General features: G+C 32.1%; 16 protein-coding genes and 1 tRNA gene. 9 read left to right on the top strand and 8 right to left on the bottom strand.

The annotated features are described in order from the left end of the window. Positions 1 to 7: 7 nt before the first annotated feature. The 3 genes from ACFQ1R_RS10290 to ACFQ1R_RS10280 all read right to left on the bottom strand — a co-directional run bounded on the left by ACFQ1R_RS10290 (position 8) and on the right by ACFQ1R_RS10280 (position 2409). The gene (locus ACFQ1R_RS10290) at positions 8 to 172 is read right to left on the bottom strand and encodes a hypothetical protein (protein ID WP_379926082.1); all 165 of its coding nucleotides are present in this window, start codon (positions 170 to 172) and stop codon (positions 8 to 10) included. After that, positions 169 to 1563 (bottom strand): radical SAM protein, encoded by a 1395-nt coding sequence (locus ACFQ1R_RS10285; RefSeq protein WP_379926081.1) that lies wholly within the window; start codon positions 1561 to 1563, stop codon positions 169 to 171. Before ACFQ1R_RS10285 ends, ACFQ1R_RS10290 begins: the two co-directional genes overlap by 4 nt. Before the next feature lie 96 nt (positions 1564 to 1659). Continuing rightward, positions 1660 to 2409, bottom strand: a complete 750-nt coding sequence (locus tag ACFQ1R_RS10280) for a prolipoprotein diacylglyceryl transferase (protein WP_379926080.1) — start codon at positions 2407 to 2409, stop codon at positions 1660 to 1662. An 80-nt stretch (positions 2410 to 2489) separates the two neighbouring features. Here ACFQ1R_RS10280 and dusB point away from each other — a divergent pair, with 80 nt between their 5' ends. Continuing rightward, complete coding sequence (gene dusB / locus ACFQ1R_RS10275; RefSeq protein WP_379926079.1) at positions 2490 to 3485, top strand: tRNA dihydrouridine synthase DusB; 996 nt, start codon at positions 2490 to 2492, stop codon at positions 3483 to 3485. 11 nt (positions 3486 to 3496) lie between these two features. Here the strand turns inward: dusB and ACFQ1R_RS10270 are convergent, their stop codons facing one another. The 3 genes from ACFQ1R_RS10270 to rbfA all read right to left on the bottom strand — a co-directional run bounded on the left by ACFQ1R_RS10270 (position 3497) and on the right by rbfA (position 6226). Beyond that, positions 3497 to 4492, bottom strand: coding sequence for a beta-galactosidase (locus ACFQ1R_RS10270; RefSeq protein WP_379926078.1), 996 nt, complete (start codon positions 4490 to 4492; stop codon positions 3497 to 3499). Between the two features lie 123 nt (positions 4493 to 4615). Beyond that, entirely contained in the window at positions 4616 to 5821 is a 1206-nt protein-coding gene (locus tag ACFQ1R_RS10265; RefSeq protein WP_379926077.1) for an ABC transporter permease, read from the bottom strand. After that, on the bottom strand, positions 5822 to 6226 hold the full coding sequence (gene rbfA / locus ACFQ1R_RS10260) for a 30S ribosome-binding factor RbfA (protein WP_379926076.1): 405 nt from the start codon (positions 6224 to 6226) through the stop codon (positions 5822 to 5824). Between the two features lie 132 nt (positions 6227 to 6358). On the opposite strand from rbfA, the gene mce reads away from it, so the two are divergent. Continuing rightward, the gene (mce, locus tag ACFQ1R_RS10255; RefSeq protein ID WP_379926075.1) at positions 6359 to 6769 is read left to right on the top strand and encodes a methylmalonyl-CoA epimerase; all 411 of its coding nucleotides are present in this window, start codon (positions 6359 to 6361) and stop codon (positions 6767 to 6769) included. An 86-nt stretch (positions 6770 to 6855) separates the two neighbouring features. After that, positions 6856 to 6929, top strand: a tRNA-Ile gene (locus ACFQ1R_RS10250). 172 nt (positions 6930 to 7101) lie between these two features. Here ACFQ1R_RS10250 and ACFQ1R_RS10245 read toward each other — a convergent pair. Together ACFQ1R_RS10245 and ACFQ1R_RS10240 are read right to left on the bottom strand one after the other, a co-directional pair. Beyond that, entirely contained in the window at positions 7102 to 7791 is a 690-nt protein-coding gene (locus ACFQ1R_RS10245) for a hypothetical protein (RefSeq protein WP_379926074.1), read from the bottom strand. Further along, positions 7785 to 8150, bottom strand: coding sequence for a hypothetical protein (locus ACFQ1R_RS10240; protein WP_379926073.1), 366 nt, complete (start codon positions 8148 to 8150; stop codon positions 7785 to 7787). Before ACFQ1R_RS10240 ends, ACFQ1R_RS10245 begins: the two co-directional genes overlap by 7 nt. Before the next feature lie 286 nt (positions 8151 to 8436). Between ACFQ1R_RS10240 and ACFQ1R_RS10235 the strand changes: the two genes are divergently transcribed. From ACFQ1R_RS10235 to ACFQ1R_RS10210, 6 genes are all read left to right on the top strand, one after another. Beyond that, the gene (locus ACFQ1R_RS10235; RefSeq protein WP_379926072.1) at positions 8437 to 10164 is read left to right on the top strand and encodes a hypothetical protein; all 1728 of its coding nucleotides are present in this window, start codon (positions 8437 to 8439) and stop codon (positions 10162 to 10164) included. Positions 10165 to 10254: 90 nt separating this feature from the next. Next, the gene (locus ACFQ1R_RS10230) at positions 10255 to 13146 is read left to right on the top strand and encodes a patatin-like phospholipase family protein (protein ID WP_379926071.1); all 2892 of its coding nucleotides are present in this window, start codon (positions 10255 to 10257) and stop codon (positions 13144 to 13146) included. Positions 13147 to 13309: 163 nt separating this feature from the next. After that, positions 13310 to 14197 carry a hypothetical protein gene (locus tag ACFQ1R_RS10225; protein WP_379926070.1) on the top strand — a complete coding sequence of 296 codons (888 nt, stop codon included), beginning with the start codon at positions 13310 to 13312 and terminating at the stop codon, positions 14195 to 14197. Positions 14198 to 14297: 100 nt separating this feature from the next. After that, entirely contained in the window at positions 14298 to 16673 is a 2376-nt protein-coding gene (locus tag ACFQ1R_RS10220) for a type I restriction-modification system subunit M (RefSeq protein ID WP_379926069.1), read from the top strand. Positions 16674 to 16675: 2 nt separating this feature from the next. Next, positions 16676 to 17995, top strand: coding sequence for a restriction endonuclease subunit S (locus tag ACFQ1R_RS10215; protein ID WP_379926068.1), 1320 nt, complete (start codon positions 16676 to 16678; stop codon positions 17993 to 17995). Between the two features lie 17 nt (positions 17996 to 18012). Next, positions 18013 to 18900, top strand: coding sequence for a PGN_0703 family putative restriction endonuclease (locus tag ACFQ1R_RS10210; RefSeq protein WP_379926067.1), 888 nt, complete (start codon positions 18013 to 18015; stop codon positions 18898 to 18900). Positions 18901 to 18976 lie beyond the last annotated feature (76 nt).

The raw sequence follows: 18976 nt of genomic DNA, 5'->3' as shown, positions 1-18976 counted from the left end.
TTTGTATTTATAATATTAAACTTCCACAAAAACCAATACCTATTAAAACGTAAATAGTAGCTGTAATAAAGAATACGTTAGCATTCTTGTCTTTCTCTTGTTTTTTTTCAAACCCAATAATTGTTAGTAAAATAGCAGGACTAAGTATTAATAAAATAGCTAAAATGGTCAAATTATTTCTTTTTTTAATTCTTCTAAACGCTCTTTTTTATCATCCCTATAAAACAAATTCATGGTTTCAAAAGGAATTATTTTATAGTCTTTATCAACAATATGCACACACGATTTTTTTATGGCACGCACATCAAAGTTGTAAGCATCAATAAATTGCATGATAATAATACGAAATAAATTATCATACCCTAAGTTTGGCGCATCAATATTTGGTAAACAACACATAATGCTTTTTAGATTTTCTTCAGCAACCTCAACCGAATTTCCGGTACTAAAAAGCTCAATCATTTTTCCTTGAAGCGAAACATCTTGCTCATAAATAATAGTGTTTTTACTGTTATCCAACAAATCGTTTGGGTTAATATAGCGCGTTAACGGAAATACTTCGCCTTCTAATTTTAAAGCATAACCCATCACCAATGCATCTGGGTTGCACGGTACAGGAAGCAAATCGTCTGGATTAAAAATAGGCGATTGCTCCAATATTTTTCGGCGTACTTCGGTTAGCGTCATTCTATCGGTTTCAGGATTAAAATGTTCCAAACGACCAGCAATTTGAGTAGGTTGAAACGTAACACCACGCACACATTTTTGTTGTAGCGCAAAGTCTATTATTTTTCCAATTTCATGGTCATTCAGCCCTTTTTGAAGTGTAACAACTAATGTTGTGGATAGGTTTACAGCATTCAAATGTTCAAGCGCTTTCATCCTAATATCGCTTAAATCGGCACCACGAAGTTCTTGCAAAACGCTATTTTCAAACGAATCGAATTGTAAATAAACTTCAAAATCGGGCGCATAGGTTTTTAGTTTTTCCGCGAAAGCGATATCTTTTGCTATTTTAATACCATTAGTATTTAGCATTAAATGCCTAATAGGCAGCGTATTCGCATAATCTAAAATCTCCCAAAATTGTGGATGTATGGTTGGCTCGCCACCACTAATTTGCACTACATCTGGCTCTTTTTCATTTTTAACAATGGTGTCGAGCATTTTCTTAACTTCATCTAAAGTTCGGTGCCTTCCATAGGTGGGCGACGAACCTGCGTAACAGGTTGGGCAAGTTAAATTGCACCTATCTGTAACCTCTACAACGGTTAAACAACTATGCTGCTCGTGGTCTGGACACAAACCACAATCATATGGGCAACCATAATGTGTTTTGGTGTTAAACGTGTATGGTGTTTCGCTAGGTTTATTATAGTTACGTATGTTTTTGTAGTACTCAATATCATCAGCAATCAACACCTTGCTATTGCCATGTTCATTACAGCGTTTTAGCATATACACATTGCCATTTTCAAACACAATTTTAGCATCAACACGTCGCAAACACTCGGGGCATAAGCTTAAGGTAAAATCGTAATAGGTATAATTCCTAACAGGCATAGTTTAATTTTTTTATAATTTGGGCGTTACCTAAAGGTCGGGCTATCACTACTCGCTGCCTCCTTTGTCGGCGAGCTCAAACAAACCGTTCAATCCCTAACGCACCTTCAAGCTATCTATTAACTTAACAGTAAAGCTGTGGTAATAAAGCCAACAAATTATGCATAATATTTGAATACTGCTTAGTCCGAATACATAAAAAACATTGGGTTTTAAAAATTCAATACAAAAGCGAAAACCAAAATAACAAAGCATAAAAACCTTAAATAAGTTTCCATTTTTTAAATTGAAATGGTTCTTTATATATTTCAAAAAAAAGAATAGAAAAATTAAAAACACCAATTCATAAAGCGATGTAGGGTGGCGTAAAATACCATCGCCCAAGTCCATACCAGTAAAAAACGAGGTTTGTTTTCCATAAGTAAACTCATTAATACCAGATAAAAAACAACCAATTCTACCAATAAAAATGCCTAGAATGATAGGAAACACAAATAAATCACCAGACGATTGTTTTTCACCAATCAGTTTTTTAGCAAGTTCCACACCCAATAAACCACCAAACAAACCGCCCATAATAGTTTTGGTATTTAATAATTGAATAATGTTTTCTTTGGAAAATTCAATTAATGGATTTTCTAAAAAACCCATTAATCGAGAGCCAATTAAAGCACCAATAGCAGCACCAAGGATAATTGATAATCTGTTTAATGAAGAAATCGAGTCTACACTTCCTTTTCTTAAATAAATATAGTATCTAAAAGCCAAAAAGAAGGCTAAGTATTCTAATATTAGGTGAATATTAATGTGATAACCAAATAAAATCGGTTCAAAAGGAATTTTCAAAAAGAGTATGATTTAGAGTTAAAAAAAATGAAGATAAACATTTACTTAAAAAAATGTAATTTTGCATCAAAATTTATATAGTGGTAAAAATAGACAACATAGAACTTCCTGATTTTCCGTTACTTCTTGCACCAATGGAAGATGTTAGCGATCCGCCATTTCGAGCACTTTGCAAAGAACAAGGCGCCGATGTTGTTTATACCGAATTTGTATCTAGCGAAGGCTTAATTCGAAACGCTGCCAAAAGCGTTATGAAGTTGGATATTTATGAAAAAGAACGACCCGTAGGTATCCAAATTTTTGGAGCCAATTTAGATAGTATGCTACAAACTATTGATATTGTTGCAGAATCAAAACCAGACATTATCGATATCAATTTTGGTTGCCCAGTAAAAAAAGTAGTGAGTAAAGGCGCAGGCGCAGGTATTTTAAAAGATGTTTGCCTTATGGAACAACTTACTGCAGAAATGGTAAAACGTACCAACATACCCATAACGGTAAAAACCCGTTTAGGTTGGGATCACGAATCCATAAGAATTCTAGAAGTGGCCGAACGTTTGCAAGATGTAGGCTGTAAAGCCATTGCTATCCACGGGCGTACCCGCGCACAAATGTATAAAGGCAATGCCGATTGGAAACCCATTGCCGAAGTTAAAAATAACCCTCGCATGCACATTCCTGTATTTGGAAATGGCGATGTAGATTCGCCAGAAAAAGCTATGGAAATGCGCGATGTTTATGGGCTTGATGGCTGTATGATTGGGCGAGCCAGCATTGGCAACCCATGGTTTTTTAAGCAAGTAAAGCACTTTTTTAAAACGGGTGAACATTTAGAGCCAATTTCTATTGAAGAGCGTGTAGAAGCAGCACGCCGCCATCTGCAAATGGCAATAGATTGGAAAGGTGAAACCTTGGGTGTTTTCGAAACCCGCCGCCATTACACCAATTACTTTAAAAACATTCCGCACTTTAAGGAATTACGCACCAAAATGGTAACAAGTGATCATTCTAAAGATGTGTTTGCAGTCTTTGATGAGGTTCTGGAACAGTTCGCCCATTACCAGTTTACGGAGTAAGGTTAAAAAAATTATTCAAAAGCAGTAGTTGCATACTCATTAAAAGCATTAAATTCTTGAGGGAACGTGTTATTAACAAGTTCATACTCCCAAACTTCAATATAACGTACTCCAATTTCTTTTGCTTGACTAAAAACAGTTGTGTAATCATTGTTTTCAAATCGTTCTATTTGATCGGAACGTCCTATTACTTGCGCATAAATATCACCAGGAAATAGTTTTAAGGCTTCTATTAAGTTAGGTTGATAACTTTTTTTTCCAGAAATCCACCAAATAGCAGCACCAACATGATGGTTTAACGATTCATCATTCCATAGGTCGTTCATAATTTTTGATGGAATAGATGTGTCATGCATTATATCATGCACTTCAACAGCAATAGCCTTATTTTTAAAGGCAATAGCAAATATTTTAGCAGTTTCTTTTACAGAATCAACCCAATTATTCGAGGTAAGTCCAGCATTTAATAATTCTGTATCTGTAACACCATTAAAATGCCCTTCAATACCGTTCGAAGTCATTTGAGGTACATATACTAATTCTAAATCTGTATCATTACCATAACTGTTAGCTAGAGCTTTAGCAAGAAGCTCTAATCTTTGGTTTACTTTTGAATCCCAAATTTTAGGAATTTTTTTGATGGTTTTATCAATACTGGTTATTGTAAAATAATCAACACCAAATTCATCTATTAACCATTGTGGACTATCTCCACCAGCTAAAACAGCTAAGCTCCATTTTAAATTTCTTGATTTTAGTGCAGAAAGTAGTTGTTCTATTTTTGAAAAATTGTAATCTCCTTTTTTAGGCTCAATGTCTTTCCAAGTAACTCTTATTAAAGAACCTTTAGTATGAATATTGTCTAAAGCCAATTCATTACCAAATGAACTTGAAAATATTCCTTTAGGTTTTGTGATTTTTTCAAGCACTTCGTTATCATTAACAACACTATCAGAATTACAAGAAAAAACAGATATAATAACGATGAAAAATATAAATTTGCTCATATCCCTTTGAAATTAAATTGGTTGACTAATACTATAATTAAGACAATAATTTATAGAAAAGGTTTAATTGCATTGATTATATTGTTTGGCAAAAAGATATTTTTTTGATTTTAAATGTAAAAATTAATGCATTTCAACCAAAGACTTTGTAACACGTACCGATGCTATTTTTGAAGCAATAATTCCTAAAACAGAAATAGTTAAAAACACAAGTAAAATATTTTCAATTTTTATGGTAACAGGATACGCTAATGAAGGTGTTATCATCACCAATGAAAATGATTTTTGAAGAAAAATGATAATTAAACTTAATGTTAAACCTATAAAACCGCCAATAATACTCATTAAACTACCTTGATAAAAGAAAATTCTACGAATATCTTTAACCGTTACACCTATGTTAAAAAGTGTATTTAGGCTTCGTTTTTTATCAAGCATCATCATTATTAACGAGCCTATAACATTAAAAATCAATAGCATAGATACCAGTGTGAGTAATAAGTAAACAAAAAGATTTTCGGTGTTTAACATTTTGTAAAGCGCATCGTTTAATTGTGCTCTATTTTTTATAATTACTTTATCGCCCAAAATAGCCTGAATGTGTTGTTTTGCAAGAGATTCATCAACACCTTCTTTAAGCTTAAATTCTAAAGCTGTAATTTGGTTTGGTTTGTAATTTAAAAGATTTTGTGCTAAATCTATAGGAGCAAACACATACGAATCGTTTAGTTTTTCATTTATAAAAAACACACCAACACTTATGGTGTTTACACTATTAAATGCATTTTTTATAGACGTGATTTGTCCATTTCCAGGTTTTGGCACATAAATATTTATGGGCTTCGTAAAGTCTAATACCCCAAGCGATAGGTTGTTTGAAATACCCCAACCCACAACAATTTGTCTTGATTTTTGTTCTAACCAATCGCCTCGTTCAATTACAGAATCAAAATCGACAACCTGTTGAAAATGTTCATCAACACCTTTAATGGTTGCTAACGTATTTTTGTCTTGAAAAGCAATAATAACGCGTTCTTCAATAATTTTAGAATAATGCGCAACATCTTCTAATTGATTAAGTTTTGAAATATCACTGCTAGATAATATAAACGATTTGTTTAAAGCAGCTTCAGCCTTTAAATCAGGATCTACAACACTAGAAAACTGCAAGGTAAATTCTTTTAAACCAGCAAAACCAGACAACACAATAAATAACGAAGCAGAACCTAATATAACACCAATAATGGCTATAATGGTAATAAAATTAATAGCATTGTTACTGCTTTTTGAGCGTAAATAACGTTTTGCTATATATAACGGAAACTTCAATTACGATTTTTTTCGTTTATCTAAAATACTTGGGTCTTTAATAGGGTTGTCTTCACCTTTTAAAGATTTGTCTATTTGGTCAATATATTCTAAAGAATCGTCTATAAAAAACTCCAAATTAGGCATTCTGCGTAGTTGGTGTTTGGTACGTTGTGCCAATTCATGTCTAATTAATGGTGTGTTTGATTTGATGCCAACAAGCAATTCTTTCGCTTTATCGTTAGGGAAAATACTTAAATATACTTTTGCAACACCCAAATCTACAGTTACTTTCACTTTAGAAACCGATATAATAACACCGTGCATACCGCCCTGTCTAGCAGCGCCTTGTAAAACTTCAACTAAATCGCGTTGTAAAACAGACCCTATTTTTTTTTGCCTTTGGCTTTCCTCTTCGTTACTCATTTTTTACCTTTTAAAGGTTTAAGTTGCAAAAATACGCTTATTTAAAGATTATATTACGTTTAGATTACAAATTTTGTATCTTAACTTTGAATGATAATTTTCTCTTTTTAAGCAAATGATAAAAAATAGCTGATGAAAAAACTTGAACACATAGGTATAGCTGTAAAAAACCTTGAAGAATCTAATACGTTGTTTTCCAAACTTTTTGGTAAACTAAGTTATAAAACGGAAACTGTAGAAAGTGAAGGTGTAAAAACTGCATTTTTTAAAATTGGAAATAATAAAATTGAACTGTTAGAAGCCACAAATGATGATAGTCCAATAGCGAAATTCATAAATAATAAAGGTGAAGGCATTCACCATATTGCTTTTGAAGTTGAAAATATTGAAGCAGAAGTTAAAAGATTAACTAATGAAGGCTTTATTGTTTTAAACGAAATACCCAAAAAAGGTGCTGATAATAAGATGGTTGTTTTTTTACATCCTAAAACCACAAACGGAGTGTTGATAGAACTTTGTCAAGAAATTATTTTAAAAGAATAAATTTCTTGTAGAGTTTTAAAATTAGTATTAAATTCGCAGCCAATTTCAAGATGAAACCATTGAAAAATGGCAAGTATCAAGAAATCGGTCCTATAGCTCAGTTGGTTAGAGCACCTGACTCATAATCAGGTGGTCCCTGGTTCGAGCCCAGGTGGGACCACTAGTAAAAACAAGGCTTTACAGAGGTTTAACTCTTTAAGGCCTTTTTATTTGCAAACAATTTGCAAACAGCATAAAATTTAACATTTTTTAACATAATTTCGCAGGTCTTATCTCGTTTTGGTCGTATTTACTTCTTTTTATGGCTTTTTGATCTTTTACGAGAACCTAATTTATTGTTTATAATCGTCATAATCACCTAAAATATCATCTTTTCTAGATGTAACTGGATCAAGCCAATCTGCTTTAGCATATGCCCATTCTATCCAATCTTCTAAAGATGCATCTAGATTATTATTCCTGAGTGCATTCTCTCTTTTTGCAGTAATGAAAGTCCTTAGTTGTACTGCTTTTCTATAAGGTGTAGAATCCTCAAGCAGTTGATTTAATTTTTCAATTTCGTTTTTCCTAATTTGTTTTATTTCTTCTTCTATTTTTTGTTGGCGTTGTTGTTCTTCTCTTCGTAATTCACGTTCAATATCATTAGCTCTTTCTTGCATCGCCTGTTCTTCGAAATATTGCATTATATCTGGAATTTTAGCTTCTAACTTCACTTTTTTTGAATCAGACCATTCCCTACGTGGATAATCATCCCTTTTAAAAACTAATTCTCCAATAGGTACTAATTCTGTTTCCTTCCAACTTCCATTATTTTTTGTTATGATTCTTTTGTTTTTCTCTCGTAAATATATGATTGAATCAATTCCGTAAACGGAAATAATTGTTCCATAATGAGCTTTAAAGGAGATGTTGTGACCACGTTGTTTAGCTAATTTTATAAATGTATCCATAAAAATTAGAGCTCTTGTAACAAGTTTTGGTGTTACCGTAATGTTTAATACTCCTTCTGAAGTAGTTACCATCCCTTGCGCCTATGCCAATGTGATATTTCTTTTCCTGATAAATCTTTTTTGGCTAAAGCGACCAAATCATCTGGTTTTAAAAGTTTTTGAGGTACTTTAAACACGAGCGTACTTGTAGCATCTTTGATAAGATCTAATTTTATGACTAAATCAAAATCGTTCTTTAACAATGATTTTTCAACTTTTTTTCCATGTTTTAGTTTTGACCAATAACCATTCTGTGGAGTAGGAATGTCAAAATCTAGGCATGACTTTTTTATGTTTGATGATTTCACATTAAATTGTTTTGATAAGGTTGTAATTGGGGTAGACCAAACAAGGTTGTACAGTTGCTTGCGTGTGATTTTTTTGTATTCCATTAGTTTTTTTTAAAATGATAATGTGATTTAATTAGGGGATACATTAAGATGATCTTATAATCACTTAGAAATCAATAGCTTTTATTTTCATAAAATAGTTTGTAGGAAAATATTTTTTACTAAATTTACATAAATTCTCTCCAAAAATTAATTCTGGTTAATAGCAATAAAGGAATTAAAGTCTCTCTAAAAACTATTTAATTTAAAAGTTTAATATAAAATATTGAATAATAAGATGCGATTAACTCTATCTTATTTTTATTTAAATTAATTATAACCAACCAATATGAGATTCTCTAAAATTGCATTTTTCTTTGTGATGACTCAAACTTTGTATAGTCAAGCACAGGAAACCGAAAAAAACGAGTTCGAGCTTTTGGATAATATTGCTATAAATGAAATAGTATATAGCGTAAATTCCAAATCAAACAGTAATCAGTTTATTCTGCAAATTTGTGGAAGTCCTAATTGCTTTGAAACAAGGGCTTATGTAAATACAATTAGTCCTACTTTATTAGTTAACGATGTTTTAGCGTTTATAAAAACAAATTTAGATACTACCTTACTAATAGCCTCAATACATCAAACTGAAAAAGACCAAATTTCAGAACTTAAAGCAAAAATACAAGCTGTTGAAAGAAAGAAGGCTGAGGCTCAACGTACCGAGGTTGAAAATCTCTATAATAACATTGATGAAGAAAAAGATCATTATTCTGCAAATATTGTTCTAAAGCCTCTAGTTCCTTATGATATCACCTATAGAGTCCCAAAACTAGCTGAAAAGAATAGTAACCCCTCTGAAGAATCAATGAAACTTTTTGAACAAGGGATAGCTCGTCAATATATAAGCAAAGCTAAATACAAAGATACCACTGTTTTAGGACAAGGTACTTTAAAAATTATTGATGCTAAAATACAGTTCTTCAATAACAAAGCATCTTCAATTTATATAAAAGCAGAGTTAACTGAAAACGAAACTACAGAAAAACTAATTTTTGAAAATAATAATTACAGTGTACCACTTAGATATTTTAATAAATACGGCAGTACGGTTTCTGCACAAACCAAAAATTATAATTGGATTATTATAGATTACAACAATGTTTTTGATTATGAATCTGACCAGTTTTTTAATTATTCTATTGCAAACAGCCAAATTTCATTATCAAATTCTGAAGAAAACAAATCAGAAAGCAAAGTCATACAACGGCGTTTTTTTGATTTCTTTACAGGCATTGTTTATACCGATGTCATGGGTTTTAATACCGAAAATAGCAACTCTATTTTAAATGCCCAAGCTAAGTTACTCTTGCCATTAAATCTTAGAAATTGGAAAAAGTTGACGTTTACAAGGCAATTTACAACAATGGCAAATATAGCTTTAAATAATAGTTTTGAAGATGAATCACGTTTCATAGCAATTAAAGATGATGAAACCTTTAGTAATTTTGATATGTTACGTAAAAACAATTTGTATGGTAAAGTAAATATAGATGTTCTTACTTATGAATCAAAAGGGTGGTTTTTAAATACTTCTTTAGGGTATAGTGCTGCCTTTTATCGTACAGGTTTTAGGTATACTCAAACACAACCTACCGATACAGACATAATTACTAGTAGGCAACTACTTTCTGTTGGTCATGGACCATATTTAAATTTTGAAATTCGACCTCAAACAAATTTTGGAGCTGATATTGTTTTTAGCTTAGAAGATTTAAACTATAACGATACCAAAGCAATTAATGGTCGTAGTTTTAAAAATGATATTATAGTTGATACTGGTAATAATTACTTTGTATCCAAATATAATTTGGTTAATGTTGAGGCTAATTTCTATTGGCTAACAAACCCAGATAAATCCAAAGGCGGTATATATGCTAAATTGGGAAGTTATTACCATACAGAAAACCATAGTATATTTCCACAGATTATGGTAGGTTATGCCACTAATTTAACCTCATTTATTAATAAATCTAAACCTAGGAACATAGAAGAAACCCTCACAAATGACTAAGGATTTTAAATGTTATTAATGATCAATTATAATGTTTGTGAGTTCTACTAAAAAGTTGATAAACTATTAATTAACAAATAAGAATTAAACATGGGTAAAACATTAAAAATTTGTTTAGCAATGGGCGGTGGAGTTTCTTTAGGTTCTTTTTCCGGTTCCGCCTTGACAGAAGCTCTTAAGTTATTGATCTTATATGGTCAGGACAGAAATGGAAAAAAGTATGATAAAGTTATCGTAGACGGCATGAGTGGGGCTAGTGCGGGAGCAATTGCTCTAACCATTATGCTGAAATCACTCATTGATTATAAATCCATGCTTAAAAAACTATTGAAAGGTGTGGATGAAGATATACTAATTAATGAAATTGCAAGTGATTATTTTGGCAATGATGATAAACTTGCTAAGGAACATCCAAACATAGAGGAGTTAAAAGCCTTACAGGTTGCACAGAAGATTCAGGAAGAAATATGGGTTAATAGGTTAACAGCACAAGAATTATTTGGAACAAAAAAGGAAACCAATTTTGAACCCAAGATGCATGAATCTTTTGGGTTACTTGACAGAGAGTTATTGGAGCAATTAGCCGAAGAGTTTATAATAGATCCTAAATTTGACAACCTCGATAATATCAGGGTATTAGATAAAGGTAGGGTTCTATTTGCATGTTCTTTAACCAATTTGCTGCCAATCGAAATTAAAAAAGATGAATCAGAACTTTCAAAACTAGAGAAGAATGTTGTTCAATCTGTTGGAGCACAAAATCATACTGAACTTCGTATAATGGATTTTGTTTTTGATAAAACCCAAGTTGGAACAAAGGGAAGTGATTCAAGATGGTTGAAATTCACAGATATAGAGAATGAAGCAGACTTAAATTTTAATTTAAATGAAGATAGGGCATGGTCCATAATTTGTTCCTCTGTGTTAGCCTGTGGAGCTTTCCCAATTGCCTTTGAACCTGTTCTTTTAAGAAGATATCGTCAAGAATTTGACGGTGATGAGGCATATGAAAAAAAATGTGGACAATGGCCAGTTCAATTTAATGATTTAAACGATAAATTTAATGATGATAATGTTAAAAAAACAAGTGTTTTTAATGAAGAGTTAGATAACGCACTTTCTTATAGTAGTTTTAATTTTCCTTATATAGATGGAGGCACATTTAATAATGAACCGATAAGAGAAGCGTTTAGAATAGGTGCTTTTCAAGATTTTGGTTCAGATTTAGATGCCATCGATAGGCTTATCCTTTTTGTGGACCCAATCGTGCGTAAGGAAAAGTACCAGACCTTTTCACTATCATCTCTGTTTCCCGTGGAAATGGATGAAAGTGAAGCCATCAAGAACGATGAATTGTCCAAATTATTTGGCGTTACGTCTAATTTAATCACTTCTCTAAAAAATCAGGGTAGGATTAAGGAAGAGCATAAAATTTCGGATGTAAAACAGAATTTTAACTTGAGAGATACCATTTTTAGTTATTTGGATCAAAATGAATATTTAGGAGGTAATTTAACCGTAGAAATTTTAAAGACGGCATATGAGAAGATCAAAACAAATTTAGGTGATGACATAATATCACTAGGTACCAGAAATGTTATAGATTATTTTCAAAATGAATTAACAAAAGCATGTATTTCGAAAGTTGATTCCAACAGTAAATGTTTGAAGATTGCTAATGAAAAGTTTAAAATTCTATTGAATGCAATTGATAATAATAGAATTCCAAATGATAAATTTGACCCTGAAGGCTATAAAATTTTAGAAATCGAAAATTCAAAAGACAAAAACCTATTCGCACGAGCTGTTTTTAAAATCATTTTTGATTTCTCATTAAACACTTATGGTAAAAATCCAAAGGCAGAACGTGTTGCAATTCTACCCATAAATTCTAAGAAGGAGGTAATTAGTTTACCAGGAGAAGAGGTGAGTGCCTTTGGCGGTTTTGCCTCTAAAAAGGCTAGGCAGTATGCATTTCATTATGCTAGGCTAAGTACTTTAAGTTCATTATCAGCCACTGATGAAGGTTTTAGAAAGAAAACGAAAGATAATGATTTGATACATCCTTTCATTCTAACGGATAGGAAAGATGATTTAGAAAGTCTCTTTACCAACCAAATTAATAAAGTTAACTTTTTTGACGACCTAGATAAGTACCAAACTCAAATTAGAGAAGATTTAGTGAGATTAGGTTTAAAGCGTATGGTTATTTTGGTAAAAAATAAATTAAGTAGAGTTGTGATGCTAGGTGCGTTTGCAATTTCATTGGCGGGTCTAATCTTTCGGATTCCAAGTGGAATAAATTGGTTTGTAAAACTATTGTCAGAAGTTGTTTATTTTTTATTTAAAGGCAAGGTTGAGATAAATTATGTGAATTTATTACCTGTAACAATTTCAATATTAAGCAATAAAAAACTTTCCATTAAAGCACGTATCACCACCACAGATGATAATTCTTCTAAAATCAAGATGGTTTTGAATGAAAATAAGAAAAACAAAAAAGATTCTAAGTATCAATATTTATTTCAAGTTCATAGGGCATTATACAAGAAAGATAGCAATAATGAATTTCAGGAATCTGATAAAAATTTAGAAAACAAAGTTCAAATGCAGGGCACTGTTTCATTAGAGCCCAGCCAAGTTGAAGAAATTGCATTAACTCTTCAGGAGAAAGTTAAGTTACCTAATTTTGACGGAAACCTAAATCAAGAAAAAATGACTAAACTTTTAGAGTCCTCTTTTCAAAAAATCATCCACGAAATAAGGATAGATAAATATACTCTGCCATCAATAAATGATGCTTTAAAGGATAAAAATAATATGTTAAGATATTCATTTTTAAACATAGAATACCATTTAAACCCACTTATTGAAATAAATGTGGATCATCTGGATAAAGGCTGGTACTTTAAAGAAAATACTGAAGCATTGCACAAAAAGTTTTTAAGACTAAAAAATGAAAATGCAGCTATGAAATCTTGACTTTGATAATTTAATTAAACTGGGAATTTACAGTCAAAATAACTTGTAAGCTATAAAATGCTAACAGGTATTCTGTATAAAGTTATAAGCTTAACCATATTGCTTTATTACACTACGGTTTTGATTCGATATTTATATAATAAATTTTACACTTAATAATTTTATGAAACTAATTACGTCATTAGTCTTTTTAAAATATTTGTTTTTATTGGTGGCAATTTCACTAATTACATTAGGGATTCATGATTATTGTAATGAACGTGATTATCAAAAAAGGTATCAAGATAGTTTCAAAGAAATAATAAAATCAGGTGATTCTAATAAAAATGTGGAACGTTATAAAGATGTTTTTCAATTAAAACATACATATTATGAAAATCATTTAGAAAAATTTAGTGGCATTCAAACATGGATGTTGGCTATCCTGTGCTCTTCTATTTTAGTACTCATATTTGGTGTAGATAATATTTCGCTATTTAATTTAAATATACCAGATGGATTGCTTTATATGGTCATATTTTTTGGAGGTATTTATTTTTGGGTCAATTTTGGATTAACATTTAATTCATTAATTGATGAAAGATTGTCTTTAATGTCTTATTTAGATAAAATAGAAAAATACAATTGGGGAGAAATAGAATATGTAAATAGTCCTAAACATATTCTATTAGATAACTCTCTTATGGATAACTGGTTCATTCATTATTTTGAAATATTTAAAGATGGAAAATCTGAGAGTGTTTTTTTTGAGATTTTAGGGCTTTATGGTATTTACGCACTAAACTTAGGTGTTTATATTGGAACAATCATTATTTCAATAATTGAATTTGCAAAGAGAAAATTGTTAAATGTTTATTTTTCAGGTGTTTTGCTATTATTTGCTATTGCCATATTCTTAGCATCTACCTACACATTTCTAATCGGTGATAAACAGTATTCAATTATGTGGATGGGTGCTATATGGAGTTTTGCAGCTATCTCTCTTTTTTTCTGGGATCTGTCAGGAGATAAGATGTTCAAGAAATATAGCAAGAAAAATAAATTGATTTAAAAACAGCATTTATTATTTTTAAAAAATTGTGGTATTCCATAATTATATATGGGTATGGTTTCATATTTTAGAGCTTTCTAATCAGACAGAAATTTCAACAATGAACAAATCATCCCACAATAAATTAGTATCCTTCATTTGGTCTATTGCAGACGATTGCCTCAGAGATGTTTACGTACGCGGAAAATACAGAGACGTTATCTTACCAATGATCGTATTGCGACGATTAGACGCGCTTTTAGAACCAACCAAAGAAGCGGTTTTAGAGGAACTTGAGTTTCAGAAAGTACAAATGGGCTTTACGGAATTGGAAGACAAAGGTTTTGAACAAGCTACTGGTTATGTGTTTTATAACACCAGTAAATGGACACTTCAAAAGCTAAAAGATACAGCAACCAACAGTGCACAGATATTACAAGCTAATTTTGAAGATTATTTAAATGGTTTCAGTCCTAATGTGAAGGAAATCATCGAGAAATTCAAATTGCGTAGTCAAGTGCGCCATATGGCAACCAAAGATGTTTTGTTGGATGTATTGGAAAAATTTACGTCCTCATACATTAACCTAACCCCTTTTGAAAAAGAAGACCCAGAAGGCAGAAAACTACCAGCCCTTTCTAATTTAGGAATGGGTTATGTGTTTGAAGAATTGATTCGGAAATTCAACGAAGAAAATAACGAAGAAGCAGGGGAGCATTTTACGCCTCGTGAAGTAATCGATTTGATGACCCACATTATTTTCGACCCAATAAAAGACAAATTACCACCTGTAATGACCATTTACGACCCTGCTTGTGGTAGTGGTGGTATGCTTACCGAATCTCAAAATTTCATAAAGGATGAAGAAGGCGACATACGCGCAACCGGCGATGTGTATCTGTACGGAAAAGAAATAAACGACGAAACCTACGCCATTTGCAAGTCGGATATGATGATTAAAGGCAACGACCCTGCCAACATACGTGTAGGTTCAACCTTATCTACCGACGAGTTTGCGGGCACAAAGTTCGATTTTATGCTCTCCAATCCACCGTATGGAAAGTCGTGGGCAAGTGAACAGAAGTACATAAAAGATGGTAGCGATGTTATTGATACCCGTTTTCAAATTAAACTAAAGAATTATTGGGGTGTAGAAGAAGATGCCGATGCCATTCCACGCTCTTCCGATGGGCAATTACTGTTTTTAATGGAAATGGTTTCCAAAATGAAACCGCTTACCCAAAGCCCAACAGGCACACGTATTGCCAGTGTACATAACGGTTCTAGTTTGTTTACAGGCGATGCTGGTGGCGGCGAAAGCAACATACGCCGTTATATTATAGAAAACGATTGGCTGGAAGCCATCGTGCAATTACCAAACAACCTATTTTATAATACAGGCATTACTACCTATATCTGGATTTTAAGCAACAACAAACCAACCCACCGAAAAGGCAAGGTGCAGTTAATTGATGCAGGGCAACTGTATAGAAAACTGCGTAAAAACTTAGGAAACAAAAATTGTGAGTTTGCCCCAGAACATATTACCGAAATTGTAGAAATCTATACCAAAATGGGTATTGCCGAACGCGAAGGCGAACAAGGTATTTCTGCACAGGTGTTTGATAATGCAGATTTTGGATATTACAAAGCCACCATAGAACGCCCAAAACGCTTAAAAGCACAGTTTACCACAGCGCGTATTGAAACCTTACGGTACGATAAAAGCTTAAGCGAACCTATGAAATATGCCTTCGAAACCTTTGGTGAAAGTATATACAATAACACCAAGCAACACGAAAAGGAATTGTTAGACTGGTGTGAAAAAAACGAGTTAAATCTCTCGTCTGCCAATAAAAAGAAACTAACAAAAAAGGACACCTGGCAAAAGCACCTAAACCTAGTAAAAATAGGAACCGCTTTGTTAAATGCTATTGGTGACAGGGAGTATAATGATTTCAACAACTTTAAAATGTTGGTCGATGCCGAAATTAAAAAGCAAAAACTAAATATAAGCGCAAGCGATAAAAAAGTCATTTTAAATGCCGTAAGTTGGTACGATGCCGAAGCCCATAAAGTGATTAAAAAGGTTGAGAAACTCTCAGGCGATAAACTAAACAAACTCTTAGCACATTTAGATTGCAAAGAAAAAGATTTAGCAGACTTTGGGTATTATCCGTGGAGTCATCCTGAGCTTGTCCTAGGATCTCTAAAAAAAGGCGAATACATTACCTACGAAACCGAAAGCGACCTACGCGACACCGAAAACGTACCCTTAAAAGATAACATACACAGCTACTTTTTACGTGAAGTAAATCCACATGTGCCCGAAGCTTGGATAAACCTAGACGCCACCAAAATTGGCTACGAAATTAGCTTTAACAAATACTTTTACAAGCATACTCCTTTACGTAGTATAGAAGACGTGACACAAGATATTTTAGTGCTAGAACAACAAAGCGATGGTTTAATTGCTGACATTTTAAACTTGGTGTAATGGTGGAAGTTGAAAATAGAATACAGCGTTACGAAACCTACAAAGATTCTGGTGTTGAATGGTTGGGCGAAATTCCTGAGCATTGGAAGATTAAACCGGGGTTCACCGTTTTATCGGAAAGTAAAGAGAAGAATACAGGTTTTATTGAAAAAACTGTTCTTTCGTTAAGTTATGGAAACGTAGTAATTAAACCAGAAGAAAAATTAACAGGTTTGGTTCCCGAATCATTTGAAACTTACCAGTTGGTAAAATCGGGAGATATTATAATTAGACCCACAGATTTACAAAATGATAAAACAAGTTTACGAACTGGACTGGCAAAGGATAATGGAATTATTACAAGTGCTTACATTAATTTAAGAGTTAATGGGAAAAATTCTAACAGTTTTTATCATTATTATTTACACACAATAGATATAAATAAGGTGATTTATGGATTGGGTTCAGGGCTTAGACAAAATATTAGTTTTAATGATTTTAAAAGATTTCCGTTTCCGTTTCCACCCCTAAAAGAACAAACCGCAATTGCCCAATTTTTAGACGATAAAACCACCAAAATAGACCAAGCCATAGCCATAAAAGAGCAACAAATAAACCTGCTTAAAGAACGCAAACAAATTTTAATACACAAAGCCGTTACCCGTGGTTTAGATGATACCGTAAAACTAAAAGACTCCGGTGTAGAGTGGATTGGGGCAATTCCTGAGCATTGGGAGGTGAAAAAGCTTAAATATATTTTAAAAAATAAGTTAAAATATGGAGCAAATGAAAGTGGTATTGAATATGATATTGATTTGCCTCGATATGTGAGAATTACTGATTTTGGAACGGATGGAAAATTAAATGAAGAGAATAAACTTTCACTCTCTTGGAAAAATGGAGGAGATTATTTATTAAAAGATGGTGATATTTTATTTGCAAGAAGCGGAGCAACAGTCGGAAAGACTTATCAATTTAAAAAATCAATGTCTGTTGAAAATGATTATTGTTTTGCAGGATACTTAATAAAGGCTGAAGCTAACGAGGAAATTATTTTAAGTGATTTTCTTTATCTTTTTACAAATTCTGAATTATTTAATAAATGGAAAGATAGTATTTTCATAAAAGCAACAATAGAAAATATTGGAGCTGATAAATATGCTCAACTACCAGTTATTTTGCCTTCAATAATAAAACAAAAAGAAATTCTTCTAAAATATGAAGCCGATAATAAAAAAATAGAAACAGCCATTAGCTTAAAACAGCAAGAAATTGAGAAGTTAAAAGAGTATAAGAGTAGTTTAATAAATAGTGTGGTAACGGGTAAGGTTAGGGTGTGTTAAAAATTTCGCATAAAGCTATGAATGGTTTAAAATACATACAATCAAAACAGCAAAATTGGGCAAAAAGAAAAGGGTTTCAACTTCTTGGAGGCACACAACCAAATAGAGGAGAAAAAAACTATTTACATGATTTAAGTTCTAATATTTTTAATCAACATTTATCAGAAGAAACCCAATGTGATTTTAATTCTGGAGATGGAAGCGAAACAAAAGATACTACGACTAGATTGGCTAAAATGAAGGCGCTTCACTCTTCTTCTGCATTGCCTGTAAATGTATTTCAATATTGGCAAGAAAAAGATGTAAGCGCTATACTTTCTGCCTGTAAATTAATTAATAAAAGGTCAATTAATTCAAATAGCTTGCCCAATGCTGTAAGATTCGAACAGAAATTTGAGATATGCGACAACAAGAAAGATTTTCCGAAGAAACCTAACTTGGATGTTGTTATAGAATACAATAATAGAGTATTTGCCATAGAATCAAAATTTACAGAACCATATAAAGGTAAGCCCAAGGGATTACGTAAAGCATATACAAAAGATGAATCAAAATCATTTTGGGAAGATGTTCCTAATTTACACGAACTAGGAAATAAAGTTTCTCCCGACAATGATAATGAAGAATTTAAATATCTAGATGTAGCTCAATTAATAAAGCACATATTAGGTTTAAAAAATATACACAAAAAAAATGGTTTTACGCTTTTATACCTTTGGTATGATGTAATTGGAAAAGATGGAGCAAAACATAGAAAGGAGATAGAAAAATTTGCCAAAATAGCTAAAAAGGATAACATTAAATTTAGGCATATAACCTATCAAGAAGTAATTATTAATTTATCAAAAGATTTTTATGATGGTAATGAAAGTTATGTGGATTATTTAACTGATAGGTATTTATAAGAAATATGGAACAATTTAAAAGTAGTTTGATAAATAGTTTGGTAACGGGTAAGGTTAAGGTGTGTTAAATCAGAAA

The organism is Mariniflexile jejuense (assembly GCF_042675665.1).
Lineage (GTDB): Bacteria > Bacteroidota > Bacteroidia > Flavobacteriales > Flavobacteriaceae > Mariniflexile > Mariniflexile jejuense.
This window is presented reverse-complemented; position numbering and strand designations above follow the sequence as displayed.